Raw genomic sequence first — 11,560 nt, 5'->3', positions numbered from 1 at the left:
AATGAATTGCAACAGATACGCCGCCGCATTGTTAGGCTTGGCGTTGATGGCCGCGGTGCCTTTTCATTCCTGCAAAGGCGACGGAGCCGATAAGGCCATTGTAGCGGAAGTGGACGAACGTCCTAACGTGGAGATACGCAAAGTACACCGTCAGAGTGTTGACCAACTTATGTCATACACCGCTACGGTAGAGGCTTTCAAGACCAACAATATAACTACCTCCACACCCAACCGTATAAAGTCGATACTTGTCGATGTAGGCTATAAGGTGGCCAAAGGTCAGAAACTCGTGGTGCTCGACGATGTTAACATAGATCAGCTGAAGGTACGCCTCGACAATACCGAGCGTGAATATAACCGCGCACTTGAGCTGTTTAACATAGGCGGCGGCACAAAGCAGGCCGTGGACCAGATGAAGACTGAACTTGACGCCGCACGGCGCCAATATGACAATATGGTTGAAAACACCATACTCCTGTCGCCTATAAACGGAGTGGTGACCGCCCGCAACTATGATCCCGGCGACATGACCGGCCAGCAGCCTATACTCACCATCGAGCAGCTACGGCCGGTGAAGGTTCTTATTAATGTCAGCGAGAATGAATTCACCAAGGTGAGCAAGGGCATGAAAGTCGATGTGTATCTTGATGTATATGGCGACGAGAAGTTTGTCGGAGAGGTCGACCTGATATATCCGGTGATCGATCCTGCCACACGTACGTTTACCGTCGAGGTCGTGATAGCCAATGCCGACGAGCGTGTGCGTCCCGGCATGTTTGCGCGTGTGGTGATGAATTTCGGCACCGAGGAGCGTGTGGTTGTGCCTGACAGGGCCATCGTGAAGCAGACCGGTTCGGGCGAGAAGTTTGTATACATTTATAAAGACGGTAAAGTCGACTTCAGCCGTGTCGAGATAGGCCAGCGCCTCGGCGACGCTTATGAATTGCTCTCGGGAGTTGAAAACGGTGACGAAGTAGTCATATCCGGACAGAGCCGCCTTGCCGACGGCATAGAGGTTAATGTCATAAAAAAGTAGTTATACGTCATAACAATAAAAAGTACACAGGATGAGCTTATATGCAAGTGCGGTGAAGCGTCCGATCATGACCACTCTCTGTTTTGTGGCCGTGATGATACTCGGTCTATTCTCGCTCACGACTCTGCCTATCGACCTTTACCCCGATGTCGAGACCAATACCATAATGGTCATGACCACTTACTCCGGGGCAAGCGCGCCCGATATCGAGCAGAATGTGACGCGTCCGCTTGAAAACAGTCTTAATGCGGTAAACGATCTTAAACACATAACCTCGAAGTCGCGTGAGAACATATCGGTTATAACTCTCGAATTTGAGTATGGCGAAGATATAGACGTGCTTACCAATGATGTGCGCGACAAACTCGACATGGTGAAGAGCCAGCTGCCCGACGCGGCTGAAAATCCCATAATATTCAAGTTCAGTTCCGACATGATACCGATAGTGCTGCTGTCGGTACAGGCCAAAGAGAGCATGCCGGGACTATACAAGATTCTTGATGAGAATGTGGCCAATCCGCTTGCCCGAATCAGCGGAGTCGGTTCGGTATCCATATCCGGCGCTCCCAAGCGTGAGATACATATTTATGTCGACCCGCAGCGTCTTGAGGCCTATAATCTGTCGGTGGAGACCATTTCGGCCCTGATTGCCGCAGAAAACCGCAATATACCCGGCGGAGCATTTGACATAGGCAGTGATACATACTCGCTTCGTGTGCAAGGCGAGTTCACGTCTACCGATCACCTCAAGGACCTTGTGGTGGGCTCGCAGGGTGGCCGCAACGTGTATCTGCGCGACGTGGCCCGCATTGAAGATACTCTTGAGGAGCGTGCGCAGGAAACATTCAACAACGGTGAGCAGGGAGCCATGATTGTGGTGCAGAAGCAGTCGGGAGCCAATTCGGTAAAAATATCGGAAGAGGTCATGAAGATGCTTCCTTCGCTGCAGAAGCGACTCCCTTCCGACGTGAAGCTCGGGGTGATTGTGGATACGTCTGACAACATCCGCAATACAATAGCCTCATTGGTCGAGACTGTGCTTTACGCTCTGCTGTTTGTGATAATTGTGGTGTTTGCGTTCTTGGGACGCTGGCGCGCCACATTGATTATCACGATCACAATACCGATATCGCTTATAGCCTCGTTCATATATCTTGCCATTACGGGCAATTCGCTCAACATCGTGTCGCTGTCGGCTCTATCCATATCGATAGGTATGGTGGTCGATGACGCTATTGTTGTACTTGAAAATGTCACTACCCACATTGAGCGTGGCTCCGACCCGAAACAGGCCGCCGTACACGGCACCAACGAGGTGGCCGTATCGGTTATAGCATCGACGCTTACGCTTATAGCGGTGTTCTTCCCGCTCACTCTCGTCACCGGTATGACCGGAGTCCTTTTCCGCCAGCTCGGATGGATGGTGACTATCATGATGATCATATCGACGGTGTGCGCACTGTCGCTTACTCCGATGTTATGCTCGCAGTTGCTGCGCAAGGATGTCAAGCATGGACGGATTTACAAGGTGCTGTATACTCCTGTACGTAAGGGCCTTGATGCGTTTGACAACGGCTATGCTTGGCTGCTTGGCTGGGTAGTGGGCCATAAACTGCTGACGGTTATGGTGTGTATGGCCACATTTTTCGGCTCGCTTGTGCTTATGAAGAGCGTGGGCACCGAGTTTTTCCCCGTGGCTGACGATGCGCGCCTGTCGGTGAAACTTGAACTTCCAATAGGCACCCGTGTTGAGATTTCAAAGGAGGTTATGGAGCGTCTTTATGCCGAGTGGCGCGATAAATATCCCGAAATCAGGGTTATGAATTACACCACCGGTACGGCTTCGAGCGACAATGTGTTTGGCTCGTTGAGCGACAACGGCACCCACATCATATCGGCTAATGTGCGTCTGCTTGATCCCGGCGACCGAGAAAGGGGCATAACCGAGATTGCGGCTGCTATGCGTGCCGATTTGAAGCGGTATCCGGAGTTTAAAAAGGCTCAGGTCATTGTCGGCGGCGGAATGGGCATGGGCGGTCAGTCACAGCTTGATTATGAGATATACGGCTATGACTTTACAGAGACCGATTCTGTGGCGCAGAGGCTTGTCAAAATACTGTCAGGCATTAAGGGTACGGCTGACATACGTGTGTCGCGTGCCGATTACCAGCCTGAGTATCAGGTCGACTTTGACCGAGAGAAGCTGGCTCTGTACGGACTTAATCTGCAGACGGCTGCCGGTTATCTGCGCAACCGCATAAACGGTTCCATAGCATCGCTCTATCGCGAGGACGGCGAGGAGTACGACATAAAGGTTATGTATGCTCCCGAGAAGCGCACATCGCTTGAGGATATCGAAAATATACTTATATACTCCGGCACCGGCAATGCGGTACGCATAAAGGATGTAGGCACTGTGGTAGAGCGTTTCACTCCGCCTACAATTGAGCGCAAAGACCGTCAGCGTATAATCACGGTGAGTGCCGTGGTGGCCGGAGCGCCTATGAGTGAGATAGTAGAAAAGGCGCAGGTGGAGATTGACAAAATGGATTTGCCTTCGGGTGTAAACATCGGTCTTGCGGGAAGCTACGAGGACCAGCAGGATTCATTCCGTGACCTGTTGCTGCTCGCAGTGCTGATTGTCATACTTGTGTATATTGTCATGGCGGCACAGTTTGAAAGCTATACCTATCCGGGCATCATCATGACATCATTGCTGTTTGCTTTCTCCGGTGTGTTCATAATACTGTGGCTGTCGGGCCATACTCTCAATATCATGTCGATGATCGGAGCCATAATGCTTATCGGTATTGTGGTGAAAAACGGTATCGTGCTCATCGACTACATATCGCTCAACCGCGAGCGCGGCATGTCTATAAGCAAGGCCGTGATACTCGGCGGCAAGTCGCGTCTGCGCCCGGTGGTCATGACGACCCTTACAACAATACTCGGTATGGTGCCTATGGCTTGCGGTACGGGTCAGGGTGCCGAGATGTGGCGACCTATGGGTACAGCCGTTATCGGCGGTCTTACATTCTCGACCATACTTACGCTGTTGTTTGTGCCGGTACTTTATTGTATCTTTGCATATAACGGAGTGAGACGCAACCGTAGGAAGTTACGAAAGAACGTGATTAGTGATAACAAAATAGAGAAACAATAGTCCTTTGCTATAATCATCGACCATATGCAAGCTATACTTATAACATTTGACCAAGCCTACTACGAACGCATCGTCGATATGCTTGAGCGCAACAACTGCCGCGGTTTTACCGCTTGGCGCGAGGTTCAGGGCCGGGGCTCCTCGACCGGAGAGCCTCACTACGGTTCCCACGCGTGGCCATCGCTCGCTTCCGCGATTATAACTATGGTGGCCGACGAAAGAGTGGAAAACGTGCTCGATAAACTGCACGAGATGGATGTGGCTACGCCGCGTCTCGGCCTGCGTGCATTTACATGGCGTATCGAACAGAATATTTAATACAATCATTTAACATGGAATCAAAGAAATTTTTATTGCAGGAAAAAGATATTCCTACCGCATGGTACAATGTGGTGGCCGATATGCCGCGTAAGCCGCGGCCGCTGCTCAACCCTGTCACCAAGGAACCGATGAAGGCCGAAGACCTGTTTCCGCTCTTTTCCGAGGAGGTGTCGCGTCAGGAATTTAACGATACCGACCGCTGGATAGAAATCCCCGATGAGGTGCGCGATATGTACCGCATATGGCGTCCGACTCCGTTGGTGCGTGCTCGCGGTCTTGAAAAAGCGCTTGATACTCCGGCCCATATATATTTCAAAAACGAGAGTGTGAGCCCGGTGGGGTCGCATAAACTCAATTCGGCCATACCGCAGGCTTACTACTGCAAGAAGCAGGGTGTGACCAATATAACTACCGAGACCGGTGCCGGGCAATGGGGTGCCGCTCTGTCGCTTGCCGCCCGTCATTTCGGTCTTGAGCTGGCTGTGTATATGGTCAAGGTGTCATATCATCAGAAACCGTATCGTCGTTCCATCATGCAGACTTATGGAGCCGAAGTCATTGCCTCGCCGAGTATGTCGACCAAGGCCGGACGAAAGATTATTACCGAGAATCCGCACTATCAGGGTTCACTCGGTACGGCCATATCCGAAGCCGTGGAACTCGCCATGGCGACTCCCAACTGCAAGTATACTCTCGGCTCTGTTCTCAATCACGTGGCACTGCATCAGACTGTCATTGGCCTTGAGGCGGAGAAGCAGATGGAGATGGCAGGCGAGTATCCTGATGTCGTTATCGGATGTTTCGGCGGCGGCAGCAACTTCTCGGGTGTGACTTTCCCTTTCATGCGTCATAATCTTGCCGGTGAACGCTCTACACGTTTTATTGCCGCCGAGCCGGCTTCATGCCCAAAACTCACCCGCGGAGTACTTCAATACGATTTCGGCGACGAGGCCGGATACACGCCGTTGATACCGATGTATACGCTCGGTCATAACTTTGCTCCGGCCAACATACATGCCGGCGGATTGCGCTATCACGGTGCCGGTGCTGTAGTGAGCCAGTTGCGTGAGGACGGATTTATCGAGGCGGTGGACATTCCTCAACTGGAGACCTTTGCCGCAGCCACTCTGTTTGCCCGTTCCGAGGGCATCATACCGGCTCCGGAAAGCTCCCATGCCATAGCCACAGCTATACGCGAGGCACAGAAGGCCAAAGAAGAGGGTACTTCCAAGGTCATATTATTCAATCTCTCTGGTCACGGTCTTATCGACATGGCTTCCTATGACTCGTACATAGCCGGTGACTTGCAGAACTATGAGGTTACCGACGAGATGGTGCAGGCCAATATAGCCTCTCTTGATAAAATCATCTGATAGAACGTTTATTTGACATAACATCAGAGGGCCGCGAGTATAAGACCGCGGCCCTCTGTCATTATATGCTATATGGAAGTATCGTTAATGCGGTCAGTTTAGGGTGACCGACTGTGCGGTGACAGGGGTGGAGAGGAACACCGTGGCGGATTCAGAGAACTTATCCGGATTCTCCGTGGTCAGATAGGTGCATGTAGAGCCTCGGCTGCATTTTGCGGCCATCTCCGGATGACGCACAAGGTAGTCGGCAAGGCTGTCGGCCACTATTTTGCCTTGTGGCAGTACTTTTGTGCCTTCTGGTACATAGCGCTCGATCTTGTCAAGGAGAAGAGGGTAATGTGTGCACCCGAGAATTATGGAGTCGATCGAAGGCTCCTGCCGGATTAGCAGATCTATGTCGCGCTTGACAAAGTAGTCGGCTCCGGGCTTGTCGGCTTCTCCGTTCTCTACGAGCGGCGCCCACATAGGGCATGCTTGGGAGAATATGTTGAATCCGGGATACAGTTTGTTTATCTCCATGTCATAGCTTCGGCTGCGTACGGTGCCGGCGGTGCCCACAATGCCTATGTTGCCGTTGCGGGTTATGTCGCCGATTTTTTCTACCGTGGGGCGTATCACCCCGAGCACTCTGCGTGAGGGGTCTATTGCAGGCAGATCGTTTTGCTGTATGGTCCTCAATGCTTTTGCCGATGCCGTGTTGCAGGCCAGTATCACGAGATGGCATCCGCGTTCGAAAAGGTATCGGACCGCCTGAAGTGTGAAGCGATATACTATGTCGAATGACCTGCCTCCATATGGCGCTCGTGCATTGTCGCCAAGGTATATGTAGTCATACTCGGGCAGCGTTTTCATGATGTCGCTCAATATTGTGAGACCTCCGTATCCGGAGTCGAAAATGCCGATGGGGCCTTTGGCAGTCGGTTTTGTTATCATATCAGACGGTATTTTGTATCTGAGCCTTATTAAATCAAAAGGTCGCTACTTTGTTAAGACGCGACCTTTTTCAGTTATATGGATTATTGATGTCTCTTATTGGAGGCCGAGTTTAGCCTTTACTTTGGCGGTGACATCCTGAACATCGGTGCCGGTGTAGACCGGAAGAATGTTTTCAAAGATGAATGTCATGCTGTTTTCTTTGCCCACGGTGTTGATGGCCTGACGTACTTTTTCCTGAATGGGGGCCATAAGGGTTTCCTGCTGACGGCTGAGGTCCTGAGAAACGGTTGCGCGGAATTGCTGCATCTTCTGGTCTAGTTCCTGTATTTCCTGCATGCGACGCTCCTTTATGGACTCGGGGGTGTCAGCGGCGAGAGCTTGGTATTCGCCGAATTTTTTCTCCATCTCTTCCTGCAGCTTCTTGAACTCGTCTTCATACTTCTTTGAAGACTCGGTGATCTTTTCTTGGGCGGCCTTGACTTCAGGCATGGCCTCGATGATAACCTGAGTGTTTACAACTCCGAACTTGGGTGCCTGAGCTACTGCAAGCATGGGAAGCGCTACAAATATAGCGAGCAAAAATTTCTTAATCATATTAAGTAGTGTAATGTTAAAATTGTCGGTTTAGGTTAATAACTATGCAAAGATAAGAAACTCTATTCATATATGCTAAAATGAGCTCTCAAAAAAACTGAATATCCGGGCCGTCAGCGCGAATATCCGAGTTTGGCAAGTACTTCGTTGCTTACATCAATGCGCGGCGATGCAAATATTATGTTGGCCGATGACGCACGGTCAAATATACATTGATAGCCTCTCTCCTCGCTTACTTTCTTGACGGCGTTGTAGATTTCGTCCTGTATGGGCTGTATGAGAGCGAGGCGTTTTTTGTTAAGTTCCCCTTCCGGGCCGAAGTATTTGTAACGGAGTTCGGTAGCCTCTTTCTCCTTGGCTACTATCTCTGCCTCTTTCTTGGACTTCTGCTCGTCGGTAAGAAACACCATGTCGTTCTGGAAGTTCTTGTAGAGGGTCTGGGCTTCGCTGGCTTTGGCTTCTACCTCTTTCTGCCAGCGCTGCGATATCTGGTTGAGCTGTTCGTTGGCTATTTCGTAGGCGGGAATATTGTTGAGAATGTATTCCATATCTATGAGCGCAAACTTTTGTGCGTATGCTCCGAACGTGCATGCAACGATGGCGATGATAGCTAAAGTAAGTTTCTTCATGTTGAAAATCAATTAAACGGTTATGCTAATATGACGCTTGGCAGATAATTAAGTTTAGTCATATTAGGCATTTTTAAAATTCTTGGCCGAGAATGAAGTGGAACTGGCTGCCGCCTTTTTTGCCGTACACCTTGTCGAAACCGTAGGCCCAGTCGATACCCATCATACCCACCATAGGAAGGTAGATACGTACACCGGCACCGGCGCTGCGCTTGAGGTCAAATGGTGAGAAGCTCTTGACATCGGTCCATGCGTTACCGGCTTCAACAAATGTCAGACCGTAGATTGTTGTCGATGCCGACAGCATGAACGGGAAGTGGAGTTCCATACCTACGCGGGCATAGCCGTAGCCTTCTTTTGTCCACGGGGTGAACTGTCCGTTTTCGTAACCGCGGAGACCGATTGTTTCGGTAGCATAGGTGTACGAGCCTGACATGCCGTCACCGCCCACGTAGAATGTTTCAAACGGTGACTTGAGCCACTTGTTGTAGCTGCCGAGAAGTCCCATGTCGGCGCGTGTCATCAGCACGAGTGTCCATTTGCCGTCAGGATCGGTAAGCGGAGTGTAAGTACGTGACTTGATACGGAGTTTCCAGTACTCGATCCAGCGGTAAAGCTGTTTCTTGGACTCGGTGGTATTCTCTTTGTACAGTTTCTCCCAGTTTTTGTTGCCGTTGAGCCATGAGGCCGGCGGTGTGAGCTGGAGATTGACAGAGAACATCGAGCCTTTACGGGTGTAAAGCGGGTTGTCGATGGAGGTGCGGGCGAGTGTCAGTCCGAGTACTATCGAGTTGGAAGTACCGTTGTTCATGTAGTACAGGTAGTCCCAGTTCTTCAGGTAATACCACTGATAGCTCAGCTCGGCTTGGAATGTGAAGTAGTCGTCAGGCCAGTTGAGACGCTTTCCGAAGCCCACTGTGACGCCAACCATCTGGAGCATCTTGTTGGGGTCGTAGGCGTTCTCATATGAATTCTGGTAATAGTCGTTGTAATTGCTGCCGTAGCCGTAACCGTAGCCATAGCCTCCGTACATGTACGGATTGTACCAGTTGTTGTTGTAATATGAGGAGTTGATACCTGTCTGGCGGGCGTAGTAGGCCGATACCGAGAGTGAGTTGGGGCGTTTGCCTCCGAACCACGGGTCGAGGAACGATATCGAGTAGCTCTGGTAGTACTTGGCGTTGGTCTGTGCGCTTATGGTGAATGTCTGTCCTTCACCCTGTGGTATGAGACCTTTGTAAGTGCCCGGACGGAACAGATTTTTTATTGAGAAGTTGGTGAACTTGAGCGCGAGTTTTCCTATAAGACCGGTCTGACCCCAGCCGAATGACACCTCCACTTGGTCATTGGCTTTTGACTCGAGGTTAAATACGATGTCGACAGTACCGTTGTCTTCGTTGGGCTCTGGGCGTATGTCCATGTTTTCCGGATCGAAGTGTCCGGTCTGTGCTATTTCACGTGCCGAACGCATCAGGTCGTCTTTGTTGAAAAGTTGACCGGGTTTTACACGGAGTTCGCGGCGTATTACCTTTTCATAAAGGCGGTCGTTGCCGTTGATGATGACGTTGTTGACTGTGGCCTGAGGTCCTTCGAACATACGCAGTTCGAGGGCTATGGAGTCGCCGTCGATGTTTTTTTCTATAGGCACGAGCTGATAGAACAGATAACCGCGGTTCATATACAGGTTTGCCACTGCGTCGTCATCCTCAAGCACGCGTTTGTTGAGCAGCTTCTGGTTGTAGACGTCGCCGGGACGTATGTCGAGTATCTGATCAAGCACTTCGGTGGGGAATATTGTGTTGCCCACCCAGTCTATGTCGCTGATATAATATTTCTTGCCCTCTTCAAGATCGATGTATACGTCTACAGTCTTGTCATCGTAAGCCACTACGCTGTCTTTGAGTATTTTGGCGTCGCGATAACCTTTCTCGTTGTATTTTTCGATTATTCGGTCCAAGTCATCCTTGAAGTCACTCTCTACAAACTTTTTCTGACGGAAAAGATTGATTAGTTTGCCTTTTTCGTTGGTCTTTTTCATCGTGCGCTGGATGGCGTTGTCGCTCATCACCTCGTTGCCGTCGATGTATATCTTATGTACTTTGACCTTGTTGTTTTTGTTGATTCTGATGTTTACGATATTTTCGTTGGGCGCCGACAGGTCTTCTTCCTGCTCGATTTTCACCAATGCGTTTCCGAAGCCTTTCTGTGCGTAGTAATTCTTTATTATCGCCGTGGCCCGGTTGACGATATTGGGCGTTATCTGATTGCCTTTCATCAGCTGAAGGCGTTCTTCGATATCCTTGCGTTCGCCGTTGGACGGACCGATGTAGTTGATTTTGGAGATGCGCGGTTGCGGTTTGAGCGCAAATTCGAGCCAAGCCAGATCACCGGCCGTTTTTTCGACCTTTATCTGTATCGACGAGAACAGGCCCTGACGTGCGAATCGTTTTGCCGCAGCTGTCAGTTCGGGTCCCGGTATCTCGATACGGTCGCCTATGTTTATACCGGAATATCCGATGATGATATAGTCTTCGTAATTGGGTACTCCTGTCACTTTTATACCGGCAATCTCGTATTTGTTGGGTATACCGGTATATATAATGTTGGGGTTATATACCGTATCAACGGGTTCTGCCGGCTTGACCTGAGCCGAAATGTTAAGGCCCAAAACTGTCATCAATATGATTAGCAACTTACTACGCATAATCTGAAGTAATGTGATATTATATATCAGTTGTATTTAATTATTCATTGTCATGAGCTATCTGCTCGCTTGTTTTGCCGAACCTTCGCTCTCGTGACTGGTACCCCGCTATTATGTGGTAGAAGTCCTCTTTGGTGAAGTCGGGCCAGAAAGTCGGGGTGACCGTTATCTCCGCATAGGCAGCCTGCCACAACAAGAAGTTGCTCATGCGGAAGTCACCGCCGGTACGTATGACCAGATCAGGATCAGGCATTCCGGCCGTGGCAAGATTGGCACTCACGGTTTCGGGAGTTATTTCGTCGGCTGACATTATGCCTTCGTTGACAGCTCTGGCTATACGTCTGGCTGCTTCGGTTATCTCCCAATGCGAAGAATAACTGATGGCAAGCACGAGTGTCAGGCCGGTGCAGTGCGACGTGTCATCTATGCATCGGCACAATCTGTTGTAGGCGAAGTCGGGCATACGCGAGAAGTCACCTATCATGTTGAGCCGTACATTATTCTTTATCAAGTCGGCGGTTTCTCGTTCGATAGCCGCCACGATAAGATGCATGAGTGCGTCGACTTCCTCCTTGGGACGACCCCAGTTTTCAGTCGAAAACGTGTATAGCGTGAGATATCCGATGCCAAGTTCCGAGGCTATTTCGGTAATCTTGCGCACAGTATTCACGCCCTCCACATGTCCTGCGGAGCGTGGCAGCCCGTGAGATTTGGCCCAACGTCCGTTTCCGTCCATTATGACGGCTACATGACGCGGAATGCGATCGGTATCTATATTGTCAGTCAGCGACATAGTCGGTTAAT

Annotated in this window: 9 protein-coding genes; 4 read left to right on the top strand and 5 right to left on the bottom strand. The window is 50.4% G+C overall.

The window, feature by feature from the left end; translation table 11 throughout:
- Nucleotide 1: 1 nt before the first annotated feature.
- Genes FW767_RS04955 through FW767_RS04940 form a run of 4 tightly spaced genes read left to right on the top strand, consistent with a single transcriptional unit; the run spans nt 2 to nt 5,893 of the window.
- A complete protein-coding gene (locus FW767_RS04955; RefSeq protein WP_148464343.1) occupies nt 2-1,036 on the top strand; it encodes an efflux RND transporter periplasmic adaptor subunit in 1,035 nt (344 codons plus the stop codon).
- Nucleotides 1,037-1,067: 31 nt separating this feature from the next.
- Nucleotides 1,068-4,199, top strand: coding sequence for an efflux RND transporter permease subunit (locus FW767_RS04950; protein WP_121698561.1), 3,132 nt, complete (start codon nt 1,068-1,070; stop codon nt 4,197-4,199).
- 24 nt (nt 4,200-4,223) lie between these two features.
- Nucleotides 4,224-4,517 (top strand): PG0541 family transporter-associated protein, encoded by a 294-nt coding sequence (locus tag FW767_RS04945; RefSeq protein WP_121698562.1) that lies wholly within the window; start codon nt 4,224-4,226, stop codon nt 4,515-4,517.
- A gap of 14 nt (nt 4,518-4,531) precedes the next feature.
- Nucleotides 4,532-5,893 (top strand): TrpB-like pyridoxal phosphate-dependent enzyme, encoded by a 1,362-nt coding sequence (locus FW767_RS04940; protein WP_121698563.1) that lies wholly within the window; start codon nt 4,532-4,534, stop codon nt 5,891-5,893.
- Nucleotides 5,894-5,986: 93 nt separating this feature from the next.
- On the opposite strand, the gene murI is transcribed toward FW767_RS04940, so the two are convergent.
- The 5 genes from murI to FW767_RS04915 form a co-directional block, all read right to left on the bottom strand.
- On the bottom strand, nt 5,987-6,826 hold the full coding sequence (murI, locus tag FW767_RS04935) for a glutamate racemase (RefSeq protein ID WP_121698564.1): 840 nt from the start codon (nt 6,824-6,826) through the stop codon (nt 5,987-5,989).
- 96 nt (nt 6,827-6,922) lie between these two features.
- Nucleotides 6,923-7,423, bottom strand: coding sequence for an OmpH family outer membrane protein (locus FW767_RS04930; protein ID WP_121698565.1), 501 nt, complete (start codon nt 7,421-7,423; stop codon nt 6,923-6,925).
- Nucleotides 7,424-7,536: 113 nt separating this feature from the next.
- Nucleotides 7,537-8,052, bottom strand: a complete 516-nt coding sequence (locus FW767_RS04925; protein WP_121698566.1) for an OmpH family outer membrane protein — start codon at nt 8,050-8,052, stop codon at nt 7,537-7,539.
- Nucleotides 8,053-8,125: 73 nt separating this feature from the next.
- Entirely contained in the window at nt 8,126-10,756 is a 2,631-nt protein-coding gene (locus tag FW767_RS04920; protein WP_121698567.1) for a BamA/OMP85 family outer membrane protein, read from the bottom strand.
- A gap of 40 nt (nt 10,757-10,796) precedes the next feature.
- Nucleotides 10,797-11,549 carry an isoprenyl transferase gene (locus tag FW767_RS04915; protein ID WP_121698568.1) on the bottom strand — a complete coding sequence of 251 codons (753 nt, stop codon included), beginning with the start codon at nt 11,547-11,549 and terminating at the stop codon, nt 10,797-10,799.
- Between the last annotated feature and the right edge of the window lie 11 nt (nt 11,550-11,560).

It is taken from the genome of Heminiphilus faecis, from assembly GCF_008728965.1.
In the GTDB taxonomy this organism is placed as follows: domain Bacteria; phylum Bacteroidota; class Bacteroidia; order Bacteroidales; family Muribaculaceae; genus Muribaculum; species Muribaculum faecis.
Note: the sequence above shows the minus strand (reverse complement) of the source record. Positions and strands in the feature narration are given on the sequence as shown.

Coding starts and splice junctions, on each gene's coding strand:
- FW767_RS04940 (WP_121698563.1), top strand. CDS start 4,532: ATGGAATCAAAGAAATTTTTATTGCAGGAAAAAGATATTCCTACCGCA.
- FW767_RS04930 (WP_121698565.1), bottom strand. CDS start 7,423: ATGATTAAGAAATTTTTGCTCGCTATATTTGTAGCGCTTCCCATGCTT.
- FW767_RS04915 (WP_121698568.1), bottom strand. CDS start 11,549: ATGTCGCTGACTGACAATATAGATACCGATCGCATTCCGCGTCATGTA.
- FW767_RS04920 (WP_121698567.1), bottom strand. CDS start 10,756: ATGCGTAGTAAGTTGCTAATCATATTGATGACAGTTTTGGGCCTTAAC.
- FW767_RS04955 (WP_148464343.1), top strand. CDS start 2: ATGAATTGCAACAGATACGCCGCCGCATTGTTAGGCTTGGCGTTGATG.
- FW767_RS04945 (WP_121698562.1), top strand. CDS start 4,224: ATGCAAGCTATACTTATAACATTTGACCAAGCCTACTACGAACGCATC.
- murI (WP_121698564.1), bottom strand. CDS start 6,826: ATGATAACAAAACCGACTGCCAAAGGCCCCATCGGCATTTTCGACTCC.
- FW767_RS04925 (WP_121698566.1), bottom strand. CDS start 8,052: ATGAAGAAACTTACTTTAGCTATCATCGCCATCGTTGCATGCACGTTC.
- FW767_RS04950 (WP_121698561.1), top strand. CDS start 1,068: ATGAGCTTATATGCAAGTGCGGTGAAGCGTCCGATCATGACCACTCTC.